This is a genomic window from Bradyrhizobium sp. RT6a, assembly GCF_040547675.1.
Taxonomy (GTDB): Bacteria; Pseudomonadota; Alphaproteobacteria; order Rhizobiales; family Xanthobacteraceae; genus Bradyrhizobium.
Map to the genome: position 1 here is coordinate 199,076 of NZ_JBEPQC010000005.1, position 17,254 is coordinate 216,329.

Annotated in this window: 12 protein-coding genes and 4 pseudogenes; 11 read left to right on the forward strand and 5 right to left on the reverse strand. The window is 59.6% G+C overall.

Annotation, left to right across the window (positions count from 1 at the left end; all coding sequences use genetic code 11):
• Positions 1–7: 7 nt before the first annotated feature.
• The 7 genes and pseudogenes from ABIC03_RS26360 to ABIC03_RS26390 all read left to right on the forward strand — a co-directional run bounded on the left by ABIC03_RS26360 (position 8) and on the right by ABIC03_RS26390 (position 7,523).
• On the forward strand, positions 8–736 hold the full coding sequence (locus ABIC03_RS26360; protein ID WP_354062304.1) for a nitrogen fixation protein NifQ: 729 nt from the start codon (positions 8–10) through the stop codon (positions 734–736).
• Positions 737–1,303: 567 nt separating this feature from the next.
• A pseudogene (locus tag ABIC03_RS26365) lies at positions 1,304–2,333 on the forward strand (hydroxymethylglutaryl-CoA lyase-like TIM-barrel protein).
• An 87-nt stretch (positions 2,334–2,420) separates the two neighbouring features.
• A complete protein-coding gene (nifW, locus tag ABIC03_RS26370; RefSeq protein WP_354062306.1) occupies positions 2,421–2,753 on the forward strand; it encodes a nitrogenase stabilizing/protective protein NifW in 333 nt (110 codons plus the stop codon).
• Positions 2,754–3,851: 1,098 nt separating this feature from the next.
• Entirely contained in the window at positions 3,852–4,967 is a 1,116-nt protein-coding gene (locus ABIC03_RS26375) for an electron transfer flavoprotein subunit alpha/FixB family protein (protein ID WP_502917349.1), read from the forward strand.
• 10 nt (positions 4,968–4,977) lie between these two features.
• A complete protein-coding gene (locus ABIC03_RS26380) occupies positions 4,978–6,285 on the forward strand; it encodes an FAD-binding protein (RefSeq protein WP_354062310.1) in 1,308 nt (435 codons plus the stop codon).
• Positions 6,286–6,326: 41 nt separating this feature from the next.
• Positions 6,327–6,623 carry a ferredoxin family protein gene (locus tag ABIC03_RS26385; protein WP_148774735.1) on the forward strand — a complete coding sequence of 99 codons (297 nt, stop codon included), beginning with the start codon at positions 6,327–6,329 and terminating at the stop codon, positions 6,621–6,623.
• Positions 6,624–7,001: 378 nt separating this feature from the next.
• A complete protein-coding gene (locus ABIC03_RS26390) occupies positions 7,002–7,523 on the forward strand; it encodes a hypothetical protein (protein ID WP_354062312.1) in 522 nt (173 codons plus the stop codon).
• 794 nt (positions 7,524–8,317) lie between these two features.
• Here the strand turns inward: ABIC03_RS26390 and ABIC03_RS26395 are convergent.
• A complete protein-coding gene (locus tag ABIC03_RS26395) occupies positions 8,318–9,181 on the reverse strand; it encodes an SPASM domain-containing protein (RefSeq protein WP_354062314.1) in 864 nt (287 codons plus the stop codon).
• Positions 9,182–10,275: 1,094 nt separating this feature from the next.
• Positions 10,276–10,551: a hypothetical protein gene (locus tag ABIC03_RS26400; protein WP_354062316.1), complete on the reverse strand. Its 276-nt coding sequence runs from the start codon at positions 10,549–10,551 to the stop codon at positions 10,276–10,278.
• A gap of 507 nt (positions 10,552–11,058) precedes the next feature.
• Here ABIC03_RS26400 and ABIC03_RS26405 point away from each other — a divergent pair.
• The gene (locus ABIC03_RS26405; RefSeq protein WP_354062318.1) at positions 11,059–12,102 is read left to right on the forward strand and encodes a Y4kA family protein; all 1,044 of its coding nucleotides are present in this window, start codon (positions 11,059–11,061) and stop codon (positions 12,100–12,102) included.
• A 277-nt stretch (positions 12,103–12,379) separates the two neighbouring features.
• Here the strand turns inward: ABIC03_RS26405 and ABIC03_RS26410 are convergent.
• The 3 genes and pseudogenes from ABIC03_RS26410 to ABIC03_RS26420 form a co-directional block, all read right to left on the reverse strand.
• A pseudogene (locus tag ABIC03_RS26410) lies at positions 12,380–12,545 on the reverse strand (IS701 family transposase); the annotation flags it as partial.
• Between the two features lie 103 nt (positions 12,546–12,648).
• The gene (locus tag ABIC03_RS26415) at positions 12,649–14,451 is read right to left on the reverse strand and encodes an ABC transporter ATP-binding protein (RefSeq protein ID WP_354062320.1); all 1,803 of its coding nucleotides are present in this window, start codon (positions 14,449–14,451) and stop codon (positions 12,649–12,651) included.
• A gap of 244 nt (positions 14,452–14,695) precedes the next feature.
• A complete protein-coding gene (locus ABIC03_RS26420) occupies positions 14,696–14,920 on the reverse strand; it encodes a hypothetical protein (protein ID WP_283018191.1) in 225 nt (74 codons plus the stop codon).
• Positions 14,921–15,084: 164 nt separating this feature from the next.
• Between ABIC03_RS26420 and ABIC03_RS26425 the strand changes: the two are divergent.
• From ABIC03_RS26425 to ABIC03_RS26435, 3 genes and pseudogenes are all read left to right on the forward strand, one after another.
• Positions 15,085–15,428, forward strand: a pseudogene (locus ABIC03_RS26425) (transposase); the annotation flags it as partial.
• Positions 15,429–15,648: 220 nt separating this feature from the next.
• A complete protein-coding gene (locus ABIC03_RS26430) occupies positions 15,649–16,680 on the forward strand; it encodes an IS630 family transposase (protein WP_354062322.1) in 1,032 nt (343 codons plus the stop codon).
• 158 nt (positions 16,681–16,838) lie between these two features.
• A pseudogene (locus ABIC03_RS26435) lies at positions 16,839–17,085 on the forward strand (phage integrase N-terminal SAM-like domain-containing protein); the annotation flags it as partial.
• Between the last annotated feature and the right edge of the window lie 169 nt (positions 17,086–17,254).

A 17,254-nucleotide genomic window follows, 5' to 3' on the forward strand; every position in this document is an offset into this window, starting at 1 on the left:
AACCTTCATGATTGGTACACAAAGAAAATTGGCCGATACTGTGTCATCTCCTGTATCGGCAGCTCACGTCGCCGAGCAGCGCGATGCAAGTAAGCTCTACGGACTTTTGACTGGGCGCCATCCAACAGAAGTCGACATCAGCGATAATTACGATTTCGATCGCCATGTGCTCGCCTGCGTTCTCGCCGCATCCGCTATGGATGGCGGCCAACTTCCCGAACGGGCTGGCTTGACTAACCAGGAGCTCAATGCGCTCCTAGTGCAATACTTCCCGTCCAGCCCGTTCAGAAGGTGTACCTGGCGCGAACAGTCCGCGTTAGCGGCTCCTGACGAGACAATTATGGTGCGCGACCTCCTGCTTGCGCAACGTTCTACCCATAGCGAGGTCGGCGGCTGGTTGGCGAGGATGATCGCGCGGCGCGCCATGGAGCCCAATCACTTGTGGGAAGATCTCGGTCTGCGGAAGCGGGACGAATTGTCCCGCCTCCTGACGCGCCATTTCGCGCCATTGGCGGCTCGCAACACCAAGAAGATGCGCTGGAAGCGCTTCTTCTATCGCATGCTATGCGAAGATGACGGTCTGGTGATGTGTACTACGCCGGTCTGCACGGAATGCAATGATTTTGATCTTTGCTTCGGCGAGGAGAGCGGGGAGAGCCGAATGGCCGGACGACGGCGGGATCATCTGCGTCGTCTCGATGACTCCGTCCAAGCCATCCCCAGTTTGCAAGACTGAGCCCATAACGGATTCCGCTCCTCGGCGCGAGTCCCGGTATAGCGGACGAACTTGCGGCCGGCTGTCACATGAGACTGCGGTTTTGAGAAGAGGCCGGGGCAAACGATTGCGCGCACGGTGGCCTAAGGCCGAGGCGACGGCATCTGATGATCGTGAGGTGATACCTGGCGAAAGGCGACCGTCACACTTACCGGCAAGATGTTCTATGTTGACGCGCGGTCAAGGCCCTAACATCCGCCTCTCGATCGCGCCCGCTGATCTTGTTTACGAGCGCCAACCTGCGGTCGGACGAATCCAACGGCTCACTTCTTCTTCGACACGCCAGAATGCAGCCGCTTCACCGAAGTGCTGCAGCTTGAGGTGCGGCGCGAACCATTGCCCGGCTAGCAAGCCCAAGCTCGGTGCCTGTCTTCAACTCGGTCGCAGCTGACCTAACCCGGCGCTCCGCCGTTTCGACCCTGTCGGATTCGTGACACAGCCGAGTCATCTTTATATGGTCTTGGGAATTCGAACGGGTTGGCACGGCAGTTGCTGAAGAGCTTCCGGAATTAACACACGGAGCCGCTAATGGCGTTCGTTGGCGCAATGACCGGGCTTGGCGAAGATCGGTCGAGGTCCACAGTCCATAATGACACTACGTTGCGTGACAGCGAACAGGCGCCCGGTGTGGCCTTCACGGCAACGGAGAAGGTCTCGATCGCGCGTGCGCTGGCAAGGGCCGGAATCGCGGAGATCGACGGCACACCGGCGATGGGTCAGGAAGAGATTACCGCGATCCGAGCGGTCGCCGAAGCGGGCCTTGCGGCCGCGATCATCGGCTGGGGCCAGATGAAACCCGCGGATGTCGATGCGGTGATCGGGGCCGGCGTCTCGATGGTCAACCTATCGATTCCAACGTCCGACGCGCAGATCGCGGCGAAACTCGGTGGCGGCCGTTTGGCCGCGCTGGAGTGGGTGAAGCGCGTCGTGGGCTATGCTCGCGACAAGCGACTGGATGTCGCAGTGGGTGGCGAAGACTTTTCACGTGCCGAAGTCAACTTCCTGATCGACCTGATAGCAACGACCAAGGAGGCCGGCGCGCGGCGGTTTCGTGTCGCGGATAAGCTGAGCGTACTCTACCCTGCCGCGTCCTTCGCGGTGATGGCGCCACTGCGCGCCAGCACCGATCTCGAGCTCGAATTCCACGGCCATGACGATCTTGGGCTAGTGACGGCTAATACGTTGGCGGCGGTGAAGGCCGGTGCAACCCACGCCTCTGTGACGGTCATTGGCCTGGGCGAGCGAGCGGGAAATGCGCCGCCGGCGGAAGTTGCCGTCGCACTCAGTCAGCTCTACGGCGGTGATACCAGCGTGCTACTATCCGAACTGGTGAAAGTCGCGGCCGCCATTGCAGCCGCAGCGTCCGGCACCAGGGCTTGCCGCGATCACTTCGCTGTTGTCCGAGTTGCAGCTGTCGGTCACCGCCAAGCAAACCGAAACCATCCTCGCGCGCGTCCGTCCGCAAGCATGCCATCGCGCAAAAAGGCCGGTTGCCCCGGAAACGGTGGTGGCGATCTGGCGCGACATTCACGAGTGTTCCCTGGTCAACGGCGCGTGATCGGTTGGTCAGCCATGCGCGCCGCGCGATCAGGTTAGAACATTCGGCCCGGATGACTCTGGGCGCGGATCTAAATGGAGGTTGAGAATGACGACGGACGGCATCCTTTCGCAATTGAACAAGGCCTCGGCGGCAGAGGAGTTTTTCGCACTGCTCGGCGTCGAGTACGACGAGAAAATCATCAACGTGGCGCGGCTTCACATCCTGCGTCGCATGGGTCAATATCTTGCGGGTGAGGAGTTAACAGGTGCATCCGATCCTGACATCGCCTTGCGTTGCAAGGCTACGCTTGAGCGCGCCTATGCCGACTTCGTCACGTCTTCTCCGATCGAACAGCGCGTGTTCAAGGTCCTGGAGGATGCGGCAGCGCCACAACCGAACAAGCATCCGGCATTGGTCCAGCTCGGTTCCTTGGAATGAATCGAGTTTATATGAAGGTTCGGAGCTGACAGCCCCCAGGGCTTCCAATTCAAACGGACGTTGCAGTGGCCTCGCGGATCCGCAGCTTTAAACACTTACTCGGCTCTCCTTAAGGGCCGATCACGACTGAGCACTGGTTTGTCCATCTGTTTAAGCTGGTGCCCATGGCGCACCTATCTCCTGCAATGGTACGCCGGCAACGGGAAGCGCACATTTGGCGAGGAAAGCGGACCAGATTCGGATGACTGTCTTCTGTCGCATTCCGGACACTCATCGACTCGGTTATGGAATGTTCCAATCGTCGTGAGAGGCTGCCAACCCAATTTCCTTCAGTAAGGGTCTGTATTGGCGCCCAATTTTAATCGCCTATGCAAGTGGTACGACAATTGCTGACATATGCTCAGCTAGTCTGGAGAAGCGCATGCACATCTTGGTCCGCATCGATTGTGTTTTTGACGTCGCGCAGGTTCGCGCGCGCTACCTGTCGGCACCATGATGCGTCGCTACGCCAAAGCGATGGCCGTATATTCCGAGCTGGCTGGGCTAAAAGCCGGGCTTGATCCGCGCCAGAGGTTCGTCCACGAAATCACCCCCGTTGGCCGATCTATGGCCGAGGTTTCGCGGGGGCAGTCCTTGCTCTCCAGCGCCGGTCGCGTGGGGCCGTTGACGGGCGGTTTGACCCCGGCGCTCGTGTCCTCGCCAAGAGTTGCGGGCTTGTCGCTGCAATCGGCGAGATCTCGAGGGCATCCGGAGCAACGGATCGCGTTTTCACCGGCAAGCACGTGGCGGATAATGATATCAGCCGAGCATCTGCCACATCCTCGATCCGTTCCAGCTCGGTTGCATCTCGAAGATGAGGGGGACCAATCGATCGGCTCGCGTGACCGGCGCGGAGAACCCGAACCGCGTGATTCCGGGGTCGTCGACACATCAAGCAATGTCTGTCTCGGCCCCGCGCTGCTGCCAAGCCGTGCTGACAGAATAGCGGCGGGCACCCGGCCGAATTTTTGACTGAAGCAATCCTCAAGCGCGAATTCAAAGCTGGGGCGGAGCGCGCTCCGCTGGCGAGCCGCGACTGAACAACGGATGGGAGTACAGATGATGAGCACCGCACCCAAAAGCGCAGCGCCGGCCGCGGGTGGTGGTCGCGCAGCGACCAAGAGGGAGCTGCCCGAACGATTTAAGGCGTATAAGCACGTCTGGGTCTTCATCGAGCAGGAACGCGGGGTTGTGCACCCCGTCTCCTGGGAGTTGATGGGTGCCGGCCGCCGGCTCGCCGACAAGCTCAACGTCGACCTCGCCGCGGTTGTCATCGGCCCGGTCGGGGAGACAACGGAGCAGGCAGTCGCCGAATCCTTCTGCTACGGCGCCGACCTCGCCTATATCGTCGCGGACCATCTCTTGGCCGACTATCGCAATGAGTCCTATACCAAGGCCCTGTCAGAGCTGGTCAATACGTACAAGCCGGAAATCCTACTCCTAGGGGCAACTACACTCGGCCGGGATCTCGCCGGCTCAGTGGCCACCACACTGCTCACCGGCCTAACTGCCGACTGCACCGAGCTCGATGTCGATCCCGACGGCTCGCTTGCAGCGACGCGGCCGACGTTTGGCGGTTCACTGTTGTGCACGATCTACACACTCAACTATCGTCCACAGATGGCAACCGTCCGCCCGCGCGTGATGCCGACGCCCGAGCGCGTGACGGGCGCCGTCGGGCGCGTCATCTCGCATCCGCTCGGGCTTGTAGAAGAAGATGTCGTCACAAAAGTCCTCTCGTTCCTGCCGGACCGCGATTCGAAAAAGTCCAACCTTGCCTATGCGGACGTGGTCGTCGCTGGAGGGCTCGGTCTGGGATCGCCTGAGAACTTCCAACTGGTACAGCAGCTCGCCGACGTGCTTGGCGCCGAATACGGCTGTTCGCGGCCGCTGGTTCAGAAGGGCTGGGTCACCTCGGACCGACAAATCGGCCAGACCGGGAAAACTATTAGGCCAAAGCTTTATATCGCGGCCGGTATTTCCGGGGCGATCCAGCATCGCGTCGGAGTGGAGGGTGGCGACCTCATCGTTGCCATCAATACTGACAAGAACGCTCCGATCTTCGACTTCGCCCATATCGGTATCGTCACCGACGCCATTCGACTGTTGCCGGCATTGACCTCTGCATTCCGCGCGCGGCTGTCGCCGCACTCGCACGACCGCATCGCCGGCTAGGGAGCTTTTTATGATCGAGGAAAAATTCGACGCAATCGTCGTCGGTGCTGGCATGGGCGGGAATGCGGCGGCGCTCACCATGGCCGAGCGTGGCCTGAAAGTGCTGCAGCTGGAGCGCGGCGAGTATTCGGGGTCGAAGAACGTGCAAGGGGCCATCCTCTATGCCGATATGCTGGAGAAGCTGATCCCGGATTTCCGCGAGGATGCACCGCTTGAGCGGCATCTGGTCGAGCAGCGCTTCTGGATCATGGACGAGCGTTCGCACACGGGGCTTCACTATCGCTCCGATGATTTCAATGAGGAGAAGCCGAACCGCTATACCATCATCCGCGCTCAGTTCGATAAATGGTTCTCGCAGAAGGTCCGCGAGGCCGGCGCCACGGTGCTGTGCGAGACCACGGTGACCGAGCTCCTCCAGGATTCACATGGGCGGGTGGTCGGGGTGCGCACAGACCGCGACGGCGGTGAAATCCATGCAGATGTCGTCGTGCTGGCCGAGGGGGTGAACGGAGTGCTCGGGACGGGTGCGGGGTTAAGAGGGAGGCTGAAATCGGATAAGGTGGCACTCGCGGTCAAGGAGATGCATTTCCTGCCGCGCGAGACAATCGATGCTCGCTTCAGTCTCAAAGGCGACGAGGGGCTCGTCATCGAAGCTGCCGGAACCATCTCCCGCGGCATGACCGGCATGGGCTTCATCTATTCCAACAAGGAATGCATCTCGCTCGGTATTGGCTGTCTTGTTGCCGACTTCCAGCGTACCGGCGAGACGCCCTACGGCTTGCTCGAGGGTTTCAAGCGGCACCCCTCCGTCGCGCCGCTGATCGAGGGTTCGGAAGTAAAGGAATATTCCGCGCACTTGATCCCCGAAGGTGGGTACAAGGCGATCCCGCAGCTTTGTGGTGAGGGCTGGGTCGTCGTCGGGGACGCCGCCCAGCTCAACAACGCCATCCATCGCGAGGGGTCCAATCTGGCGATGACGTCGGGCCGTATCGCGGCGGAAGCGATCTGTCTTATCAGATCGCGAAATGATCCGATGACGGCGAAAAATCTTTCGCTTTACAAAAAAATGCTGAATGACTCCTTCGTAATCAAGGACCTGAAGAAGTACAAGGATATGCCGGCACTGTTGCATACCCACTCGCAGAACTTCTTTCTCACATATCCGCAGCTCTTCTCGAAGGCGATGCAGGATTACCTGCGCGTCGACGGTACACCAAAGCTGGAGAAAGAGAAGCTGATGCTGAACTCGTTCATCAAGGCGCGATCGTGGACTGGACTGTTCAGCGATGCCCTCCGCATTGCCCGGGCCTGGCGCTGATCACGAAGCAAAGACAACGACGATTGACGGAGCCAGAATCAATGCCGAGCGAGCCATCCCAACGTGTCGAGGACAAACTATTCTACAACCGTTATCTTGTTGATTCCGGCCGCGCCCATATCAAGGTGCGGCCGCACACCACGCCATCGTCGCAGCTGCTATCGATGCTGAAGGCTTGCCCAGCACGGTGCTACGATCTCAACGATAAAGGTCATGTTGAGGTTACAGTCGACGGGTGTCTCGAGTGCGGCACCTGCCGGGTGATTTGCGAAGAAAGCGGTGATATCAAGTGGAGCTACCCACGGGGCGGTTACGGTGTGCTATTCAAGTTTGGTTGAAGCTTCAGGGGTGGCCTGGCTTTGGCGGGATGCGACGTTGTCGCGATGCAACGAGATGCGCGGGACTCGAGATTTGACCCGGGCACATTCAATTGGGCCCCGGCAGGCCCTTGCATGGTGGACAACCGCAGCTTCCCAGCTTCCCCGTAATATTCCGAAGATAGCCAAAGCGAGCGGATCCGAAACAAGGGTCGCAACGCATTCGCGAGATTAGGTCGTCCATCTCGGATCTGGTCGACGGATACTGGCTTTCTTCGCCCAGACCTGACCGGTTTCGTCCTCCTTCCAAGGCAGGCGGGCGGCGCGCATGCAGCACACAATTTTGCACTTTCATTCGGCTGTATCGTGGGGATATATCGCCGGCCGGAGAGCATTGCGATGATTCGAGTAAAAAAGAGCAGGTCAGCTAACGCGCGGCGAGCAGAGGTAGGCCGTGAGAGTTCGGTTGGCGACATCCAGGCCTGCATAGCCGAACTGAGAAGCTTGCCGCGTGAGAAGCTCGCCGATGCAGTGTTCATGCTCTCAATGAATGCAAGACGGCAGCGCGAGTTAATACGACAGGCGATCGAGAAGCGCGCCGAGGTCGACTTCGACTTTGATCCGCCGGCGAATGCGGATTTGGCGACCTATCTCGCCAATGATGCGGTCTCGACCGTGCGCCACCACGTTGCTGACCTTCCGACCTTGCTGGACCTCTTGTTTCAGCAAGCGCCTGACGTCTGCTTCAGCGTCCATCGGGAGGAGGCCGTTTCGCTGGTAGCCGCAATCATTCGCGAACAGCGGCTCGAAGGAGTCCTTGAAGGCCTCAGGCTCACCGGGCTCCTGAATGAGCCAGCGAAGCATCGTCATGCTGGGATCGGTTCGGAAGCGGATTTGAGGGGAGCAGCCGACGGCGCGTGAATGTTCAGGGCGCTTTGAGGACAGTCCTGCAGAGAGGTCAAAACCGCGTCGAAAGTCGCGGCGCAGTTCCTTTCTCCTCCGTTTAACGTTTATCGCCGACGCGGAGCCGCTATGCACGCCCGGTCGCAGTCCCCGGCCGCGTCAAGCCCGGACCTGAGTGAGCACGAGAATCGCAGTTCTGAGCTTTCGTGTTCAGTTGCAGCACGCGCGGTGCGCTGCGCTGGCGGATCATAGAACCGTTCGCTAACAGCCTAGCAAGGGAAATCGCGGCAGAACATGTCGGCCAAGCAGCGGCGACGTTTTTCCGCAGATGGCAGGCTTGCCGGGCGCAGTTGATCCATGTTCACTTTAGCGTCCGGTTTGGCGCCACGTCCTCCCGATCATGCGCATAGTAAGATGGTCTCAAGCTCTCGTATGCGCGAACGGCGCAAGACACAAAGTCGCGAGCTCCGCAGGAATGACACCATCTCGGCTGTGATTCTTAAGAACCACGGACTCGCGGTCATGCCAAGACGCCGCCTTTTGAGTTCGAGAGAGAACTGCATTCGCCTCAGAAGAATGATGGGGTTCTCCAGGGCCTGACAAGACAAGGGCGTGACACGGAAATAACAACTAGATTCCGCCGGGTAGCCCAGGCGACCTCCAGCAGACCGGCGACCAACAAAATGCTACTCCAGTCATGGCGACCCTCCGTTCATGGGAGCGGCGTCCCGATGTAACGATGAGCTGCAGGGCCGAGCTTCGCCAGGACTCGCGATTCGCTTCGATCAGGCAGCGGCCACTGCTCTCAAAGATCAGCTCTCGGACGTTATTGGTTCAGCGAATTCACACGATCGACAAAGCAGAAAGCCGTCCGATCCGTTCATGCGATCGGCAATATTGCGAAAAGTCGCCCCTTCGAAGAGATCCTCGTACCTGTCGCGGAGGAGGTTGCCCAAGACGTGTCGTCGCTCAAAATCCATGCAGCAGAAAGTAACATCGCCGTTTGGGAGAAGAACATTACGATATTGCCGTTCGTCGGGACATGTTAGAGTTCCAACGATTGGCTGTCGTGCTTCAACCATCTCGAACTCGCCGCTGCCAGCTCTCCTGCGCGGCGGACGCAAGCGGACCAGCGCCTCGTCAGGAATGATGTCGACAAGTTCGGGATGAACCTCGCCCATGACTATGAAGAGCAGTGATGAAATGTCGGCGTCGACAAGTTGGCGCATCAAATGGACATAGTTTCGCTTGACGAGACCACTATCCATGTGCGTGCCGTCATCAACAACCTGCACCAGGAAAACGCGGAACTGTACCGCACGTAAGCGTCTTAGATCCTGCCCATTCATTCCGGCCAGGGTTGTGAAAATCCGGATTCCATGGCCACACGTGTAGGCATGCTCAACCATTTCGGTGCAAGCCGGATTGAGCCAAGGCTGCAAATACCCGGAAAAGCTGATGTCGACGGCTGCTGGTACGCTCGCCAGGCATCGCTTGAAATCTTGCAGAGAAAGATGCTTCACGTCGGATATCGCTCTTTGCCGTTCGGCAAACCTGTCCTGCGAGCAATAAGAACATTCGACGACACAGCCCGTTGTCGTAGTTATCTCCAAGACCCTGCCGCCAATGACTGCAGAGCGCAGCTCCTGAAGAGTCATCGATTTGATATTATCCACTTCCGCGCTTCCCGTTTGGAATAAGTGATCTTGAGGGTGACCGTCGAGTTGTATCCGTCATGCCAGCTCGCTCATGCATCATTTTCGTTCGTCGCCCATCAGCGCGACACGGCACCGTTGCAGGCGCGACCGCGAAAGATGAAGAAAGTGCCATGGCTCTCTCCCGCCTGGGCCAGCAGGATCGGGCGGATGCCGAGTGCGCTTGCATCGATGGGGTTGGTCTAACGTCTCGTTTACTTCAACAAGCATCACTCATGCCAGGCGGCACCGTCCATAAGTCGGCACGCTCGCGATACATGTCGTCGCAATTGTGGCAACCGAGACGCAGCTCTACGCGATCGACAGAGTACAATATGACCTTACGTACGATTCAAGCTCTTTCGAAAATGAATTGAATCGCGGGTTTCTACGAAATGTGACGGCGTTGCCGCTGCCCCGAGCGCCACCTGCGCCATGTTCTCGGGACGCAATTCGATCGTAATGCCGAGAACCTTTGGGCAACTTACCCGCAGTATCTGAGGGATGAGGTTGGGGGCTCTGCTCCGGTATCGCCCTCTCGCGCCCGCAAAGAGGTCGCCAGTTCACTGAGGACGAGCATTTCGACATCGGGAGTGAACAGTTGGAATGCGTCGTTCTTCAGGGGGCTATTGGAGGACGATGGGGCGAGAAAATATCTGGCTCGCGCCGCACGGACCCTCACGGCCACGCCGCTTCCCTTATGAGCGGAGTTCTACCCTATCGAACCCACAACTTGGCTTTACTGGCCGGAAATCCATTGACGCGCGCGCCGTGGGCGAGGCTAGGTCATTGCTGACGCCCCCCGCCCGTCGGCCACCCGCGGATCGTCCCACGCGGTGCCGACAAGGAAGACCGCGCTGCGGCGTGAGCCGTTGAGTGTTCCTACTGGCCGCTGCTAGTACCGACCGCGTCGCATTTTGACTATCAGTACCGTATGGAGTTTCGTTCACGCCGGGGACCTCATGGATGTCCGCATCAGCTCCATCATGCGACTAAACTCGTCTTCCGTCAGGTCTTCGTTCAAGGCTGGCGTTGTCTCCGACCTCGCACGTATCATCGGAACGGCCCGCGATCGTTCACATCGTGTGATGGTTCGGACATAACCAGACGTATTCTTGATCAGGATATTTGAAGCCCCCGTCATATTGCGAGGTGAGAGGAATCACGTGATGAGCTTGCGTGATACTTTTGAATTTTTCGCACACGTAGCAAGGCTGGCGATCTCCGGGCGAAAAGATGCGCTTTGAGACTGCGATCCAGACGTCCCGATCAATAGTCGGCCCCCGCCGTCGCTCTTCAACGAGTTCACGAGTCTCGATGAGGCGTTGCAATTCGTCATCATCATCGCTCATGACGAGATCATCCCAGAGGCCATCGGAGCGGCACACCTATCGCGAGTAACGGGCCGGACCAACCCATTTGAGACCACTGGATTGACGAAGGAATCGGTTGGCTTCGAAACTATCTTTCCGCGGTTCTCGCCGATACCGCCGCTGGCGGGCGGGCGGTTCGGGCGATCTTCGATTAGACGCATGCTTCGACGCAGCACGTTGACCGGACAATTCCGTGCGAGCGCCTCGTGGTCGAGGGATTGCTGTCCCGCGGTGGATTATTCTCGCTCTATTGGCCGTCCGCCCAACGGCCGCTGTTCTCCATACCTGTGGCCGTTCAGCCACAAGTTGAGTAATTGTCGGAAGGTCTTCACACTCCGAGATTGTAAATCGGCCGAGCGGCCGTAGTGTACGAAACCAACTTGCCCTGACACGGTAGATATTTTGATCGATCGCGAACGCTGCCAGCAATTGGCGCGTTTTTCTGTATTTTCGTAGTTTGTCTCAAGATATTATTCGAGAGTAGCCATGCCTTATGGTTGGTCTGAATTCGAATTTTCGAGCGCTTTTCGTCCGAACGTTTCCGGCGACATGTGGCGCGGAAGACGACGAAAATTACTGCTCGCATGCGCGACGACAATTTTGGTGGCGGGTTGTTCAATTCACCCGATCCAGCAGGAAGTTACCGGAGTGCGGACGTCTGATCTCGTGCAATATATCCGTTGCGAGAGCCGGCTCGCGATCCAGGATAAGGCAATCCTCCTGTTCCGCAAGGAAGATCAGGCCAATCCGCTGATCGATGAACTCAGCGTTCTTCGCGGAAGGCAGTGGCCTTCAAACCTGAGGGCCCATCTCGACGGGATCGAGCAAGTTATCTATGATCGATACATCAAGACCGGCATCGCCTATGATTTTTCGTTCGATATAACCGAAGAAAATGGAGCGTCCGGCGCTGCCGATCCGGTCAAGTTGTTTACCAATGGGATCGCCGGTCTTGGGTTATCCGCAAGCAGTGACTTAAAGCGAGAGAACCTTCGGCATTTCGTCGTCAGCGAAACGGCCGAAGATCTTCTGGAGAACCAGCAGCTGGATTGCGGCCCGCAATATGACTACAAGTCATCAAATTATGCTTATCCCATCGCCGGAAAGATTGGCATCGACGAATTGGTGTCAACCTTTTTTGACGTGAACGAGATCAGGAACCTGTCGCCCGACAAGACGAGTGCGACAGTCTTTGCCGACACATTGACGTTCACAACGACTGTTACCGGATCTGTGTCTCCGCACATAATTGTTGCGCCCACTGGAAATCGCTGGGGCCTTGCAAGCGCGGCGGGCCTCGGCGTGTCCGGCTCGAGGGTAGACAAGCACGCGCTGATCATTGGCTTGTCGTTGGACACGACGAAGCGCGCGGCGGTACGACAGACGGCTGCGGCGGCTGTCGTGGTTCCTGGATATGCGGGAAGGTCTGCTCTCCAGCGGTCCAACGTCCGATCGGCGAATGAGCAGAGCGCGCTGGATGCAGTTGGTCAAGCGCGACTCGACGCTTATTTGGATCGGGCGTTCCGCTAAGATAGTCTCTCGTTCTTCATGACTTCTGCGTCGTGTGTTGTCCACGTTGTTACTGTCTAGGATTCATTTCGCGGCCGCCCAGGCCCGGAGGACGTCGCGACAATAGCGGAGGTGTTAGGATGAAGCGATTGAACGTGGATCCTCTAGCTGGCTCGATCTTCCTCATCACGCTAGCCCTCGAGCGCTCGTTAGAAAAAGGCAGTTCGGCTATCTTGCTCACTCATTCCTGAGCTTCTTTCCGGATATCAATAGCGCGAACAAGCGCTGGACACCTAAGGCCGGTCTTGTCGATCACCAGCACGGCCTCGTCATCCGCCAAACGCTCGACATAGTCGGGCACGATATCGCGCATCAGCGTCCCAGTCCCCATGCCCCAGAATTGCATGCTGCCGCCATGGGCCGGGATCGCTAGCCGCCTCCGGCCGCTTCCAACCGATGTTGCGCCATTATCACGAGCTGACCTCCAAGAACAGGGCTGCACGTCGCACACGCGCTTGCGTAGAAAGCTCCAAGAGGCAACTGGTATGCCATAACAGCTGCGCCCATCTACTCCACGGCCGAGATTATGCGACCCAATTCAGTCGTCTGGCACTCGAACAGGCTGCGATAGATGCCGCCGGGCTTGGCGGCGAGCAGGGCATGCGTGCCTTGCTCGGCGATCTCGCCGCGGTCGAACACCAGGATGCGATCGAGGCTGCGCACCGTCGACAGACGATGCGCGATCACGATCGAGGTGCGGCCTTTCATCAGCCGCTCCATCGCCTGCTGGATCAGTGCTTCCGATTCCGAATCGAGGCTCGAGGTCGCCTCGTCCAGGATCAGCACCGGCGCGTCGGCCAGGAAGGCGCGCGCCAGCGCCACGCGCTGCCGTTCGCCGCCTGACAGTTTCACGCCACGCTCGCCGACCAGCGTGCCGTAGCCCTTCGGCAGCCGCAGGATGAAGTCGTGCGCATTCGCCAGCCGCGCCGCCTGCTCGATCGCCTCGAGGCTGGCGCCGGGCCGGCCATAGGCGATGTTCTCGGCGAGCGAGCGGTGAAACAGGATCGGGTCCTGCTGCACGATCGCGATCTGGCTGCGCAGCGATTGCTGCGTGGCCAGCGCGATGTCCTGCCCGTCGATCAGCACACGACCGCCGGTGACGTCGTAGAGCCGCTGCACCAGCTTGACGAACGTCGTCTTGCCGGAGCCGGAGCGACCGACGAGGCCGACACGCTCGCCGGCGCGGATCCTGACCGACAACCCGTCATACAGCGGCGCGCGATGGCCGCCATAGTGGAACGTGACGTCGTCGAACACGATCTCGCCACCCTCGATCGCGATTGGCCGCGCGTCGGCGGCATCGGCGATGCCGATCGGCTCGTCATGGATCGCCACCAGCTCCTCCATGTCGTTGACCGAGCGCTGGAGGTTGTTGATGTGCATGCCGACATCACGCAAATAGGCGTGGATGACGTAGTAGCTCGTCAGCACATAGGTGACCTCGCCGGGCGAGGCGTGCCCGTACATCCACAGCAGCACCGCGCCGCCGATCACCGACCCCCGCAGGCATAGCAGCAGCGAGAGCTGCGCCATGGCGGTGTAGTTGTAGCGGAACCAGGTCCGCCGCACCCGTACGCGCCAGCGCTTGATGACGCGGGCGAGCCGCGCATCCTCACGGTCTTCCGCGCCGAACGATTTCACCACCGCATTGCATGTCAGCGCATCCGCCAGCGTGCCGCCCACCTTGGTGTCCCAAGCATTGGACACACCCGCGGCCGGCGCGATGTAGCGCGTCGAGAACAGCACCGTCATCGTGACATAGGTAGCCGCGCCGAGCGCGATCACCGCGCCGAGCGAGGCCCAGTGCACGCCAAGCAGAATCATCGATCCGATCAGCACGGCCAGCGACGGCAGCAGCGCCAGCAGGATGGTCTCGTTCAACAGATCGAGCGCCCACATGCCGCGCGTGATCTTGCGCACGGTCGAGCCCGCGAAGGAGTTGGCGTGCCAGTCGGTCGAGAGGCGCTGCACGCGCAGAAATGCGTCCTGCGACACGTCAGACATGATCTTCAGCGTGAACGGCACGATCACTTGCAGGCCCGTCAGGCGCAGCACCATCGAGGCCGCGCCCAGCACCACGATGCCACCCAGCGCCACCAGCGCGGCGTAGCGGGCGGCAGGATCGGACGGGCCACGCGTCAGCGCGTCGACCAGATGTCCTGAAAACACCGGCATGAACAGGTCGGCGACGGTCGCCCCTAACAGACCGGCGGCAACGGCGAGCGTGCGCCCCGGCTGATTCAGCCAGTGCAGGAACACGAAGGGCAGAACCACGCGAATAGCCGCGGGCTTTTTTGACAGAGCGGTCATGGCGTCATCTGGCCGCTTCTGACGCACGGAGCCGCTCCCACCTCTGAACCTTCGATTTGCACCCCCGTCCAAAAAGATGGGAGGCCATAATCTTGTAGGTCATTATTAACGGTCCTTGAGCAAGCGCCTCTGAACCACAGCTCCCCTTCAATGCTCGTGCCACTAGCAACAGCTTGATTTGTGGGATATTTTCGAACGGACCTGTCGTGTCCCCGACAGCCTGTCGCGAAACCGACAGTCGGCATCAGATGCGATAAAGGTGTAATCCAAGAAGCCGACGATCGCAGTTCGATTTGGAACCTTTCGGCCGCAAAAGCGCAGCCTCGTATGCGTCGTCCGGCAAAGGCGGTTCAAGTCTGGCAAATCCTTTGCGCCGCATAGTCCTTGGCACTGTCGTGAGCTCATTGGCGGCGCTGTTGTCGCCGGCCGAGTAAAACTCTTCCGGAGGAGCCTTGCGATGTTTTGCCATGCAGCGCCCCAGTAGGCGGCACCGCAGACACCATCAATCTGGACGGGAAGCACTTCCATCCTGATTGCCGCGCCGCAACCGCTACAAGGGCACCGTCAATCTCTTCGTCTGCCTCGATGTGAACAGGCCCTGGCGCAAGGTCCAAAGTCACCCAGTGTCCCGATGCCGCGTGCATCCGCGTCGTGCAGGACAACCTGTCGAACCACTCGGCCGGCGCCCTCTATGAGGCTTTCCCGCCCGCCGAGGCCAGACGCATTCTGCGCCGCCCCGAGTTCCACTACACCCCAAACACGCCAGTTGGCTCAACATGGTGGAAATCGAGATCGGCGTCGTGCGCGGCCGATGCCTGGACCGCCGTATCGATAATTCCAGCCGCCTCATCCGCGAAATTGCCGCTTGGGACCAGCAACGCAATTCCGCCGGTGCATGCATCAAATGGATGTTCACAACCGAAAAAGCCCGCGCCAAAATGAGCCACGCCTATCCGATCACGCCCAAAGAGTCTTAATCACTGTGCCGAGGTACTAGACGACCGATTCCATGAACTTGGCAGTGATGGAACGGGAGGTTTGTTTGTGGATTCCTCGTTTGGTCTGACTGAACGAGGAGTTTTATCATGGCAGGATGGCGGCGAGCGCTCGAGTTGGCGATGACCGACGAAGAGATTGAAACGTTGACGGCTCTTGCGGTCGAGGACCGAACCGGCACGCCGGGTGTCGCGGGCCGCGATGCAGCTTGCCTACCGCGAGACCCCGTCGTTCTTTGCGGTGGGACGAAGACTTGGCGCCCATCATCAGACGGTCCAGCGCTGCGTCGAGCGGGCGGCGGCCGATGGCGCGCTGGCGGCGCTCGACGAGCGCCCGCGGCCGGGCAAGGAGCCGGTGATCACGCCGGAGGCCAAGGCCTGGCTGGTGTCTCTGGCGTGCGACAAGGCCAACGAACATGGCTATCCGCACGAGTTGTGGACGACGCGGCTGCTGGCCCGCCATGCCCGCGAGCACGGACCAGAGGCCGGACATGAATGTCTCGCCCGTCTGGTTCAGGGCACGGTGTGCAAGCTTCTCGGTCAGGAGGACATCAAGCCGCACAAGGTGCGCTACTATCTTGAAAACCGCGACGCCGAGTTCGAGCAGAAGATGGCGGAGGTGCTGTATGTCTATCGCGAGGTCCAGGTCCTGAAAAAAGCCGCTGCCCGGTCGAAGAAATCGGACCAGCCGGTCGCGATCGTCTCCTACGATGAGAAGCCGGGGATCCAGGCGATCGCGACGACAGCGCCGGATCTGCCGCCAGTGCCGGGCGTGCATGCGACCTTCGCGCGCGATCATGAGTACAAACGTCACGGCACGCTCAGCCTGTTGGCGGGGATTGACCTGCTCACCGGGAAGGTCCACGCGCTCGTCAAAGACCGCCACCGCAGCCGAGAGTTCATCGAATTCCTCAAGCTCCTCGATGCTGCCTATCCGGCCAAGACCGCGATCAAGTTGATCCTCGACAACCATTCCGCACACATCTCGAGAGAAACCAGAGCCGGGCTCGACACACGACCGGCAGGCCGCTTCCAGTTTACCTTCACGTCCAAGCACGGCTCCTGGCTTAACCTCACCGAGGGATTCTTCTCCAAGTTCGCCCGCTCCGTCCTGCGTCACATCCGGGTCACATCAAAGCACGAACTCAAAGAGCGCATCATGGCCGGAATCGACGACGTCAATCGCCATCCCGTCGTCCATACCTGGTCCTACAAACTCGCCGACGCCGCCTGATATGATTCGAACCAAGAAAACGCTGACCTAGTTTGAATCGATTGGGGATTGAACGAAGCCGCTGCCGCGGCGTGATGACGGGCAAGGTGGCGTGGATCGCCTCCGGGCTGAGAGGATGTGGGTGTTGGAGCCCATCCCCCTCAGACGGGCGTATCGAGATGCCCGATTTGAGCACTCTTCGCCGCCGCATGATCGAAGACATGATCGTCCGCAATCTGTCGCCGGCGACGCAACGATCCAACGATCCAACATCAGCGCGGTTTCGAAGTTCAGCCGCTATTTGGCCGATCGCCTGACCGGTTAGAGCTGGAAGACGTCCGCGCCTTCCAGGCGCATCTGGTCTCGACCGGCATCTCATGCCCGGCGCCGAACCAGATCGTCTGTGCGCTACCGTTTTTCGGTGGGTAGATGATCGGGGCTTAGACTGATCGTCTACGAGATGATCCAGAAGCCAATGGGCTGCTAGATTACTCTCCGGCATCTTTGGGGGCGCCAGGGTCAGCATCGGGCACGTTGATCCGCCACGCAGTCAGCCGGCCCGGGTGGCCAAGCTCGTCCAGTGTTTTGATCTCCA

What these genes read in the sequence shown, in the direction of transcription:
- nifW (WP_354062306.1), top strand. Translation starts at nt 2,421, where the DNA reads ATGACGACGGACGGCATCCTTTCGCAATTGAACAAGGCCTCGGCGGCA.
- ABIC03_RS26385 (WP_148774735.1), top strand. Translation starts at nt 6,327, where the DNA reads ATGCCGAGCGAGCCATCCCAACGTGTCGAGGACAAACTATTCTACAAC.
- ABIC03_RS26390 (WP_354062312.1), top strand. Translation starts at nt 7,002, where the DNA reads ATGATTCGAGTAAAAAAGAGCAGGTCAGCTAACGCGCGGCGAGCAGAG.
- ABIC03_RS26415 (WP_354062320.1), bottom strand. Translation starts at nt 14,451, where the DNA reads ATGACCGCTCTGTCAAAAAAGCCCGCGGCTATTCGCGTGGTTCTGCCC.
- ABIC03_RS26400 (WP_354062316.1), bottom strand. Translation starts at nt 10,551, where the DNA reads ATGAGCGATGATGATGACGAATTGCAACGCCTCATCGAGACTCGTGAA.
- ABIC03_RS26405 (WP_354062318.1), top strand. Translation starts at nt 11,059, where the DNA reads ATGCCTTATGGTTGGTCTGAATTCGAATTTTCGAGCGCTTTTCGTCCG.
- ABIC03_RS26430 (WP_354062322.1), top strand. Translation starts at nt 15,649, where the DNA reads ATGCAGCTTGCCTACCGCGAGACCCCGTCGTTCTTTGCGGTGGGACGA.
- ABIC03_RS26420 (WP_283018191.1), bottom strand. Translation starts at nt 14,920, where the DNA reads ATGGCAAAACATCGCAAGGCTCCTCCGGAAGAGTTTTACTCGGCCGGC.
- ABIC03_RS26360 (WP_354062304.1), top strand. Translation starts at nt 8, where the DNA reads ATGATTGGTACACAAAGAAAATTGGCCGATACTGTGTCATCTCCTGTA.
- ABIC03_RS26375 (WP_502917349.1), top strand. Translation starts at nt 3,852, where the DNA reads ATGATGAGCACCGCACCCAAAAGCGCAGCGCCGGCCGCGGGTGGTGGT.
- ABIC03_RS26380 (WP_354062310.1), top strand. Translation starts at nt 4,978, where the DNA reads ATGATCGAGGAAAAATTCGACGCAATCGTCGTCGGTGCTGGCATGGGC.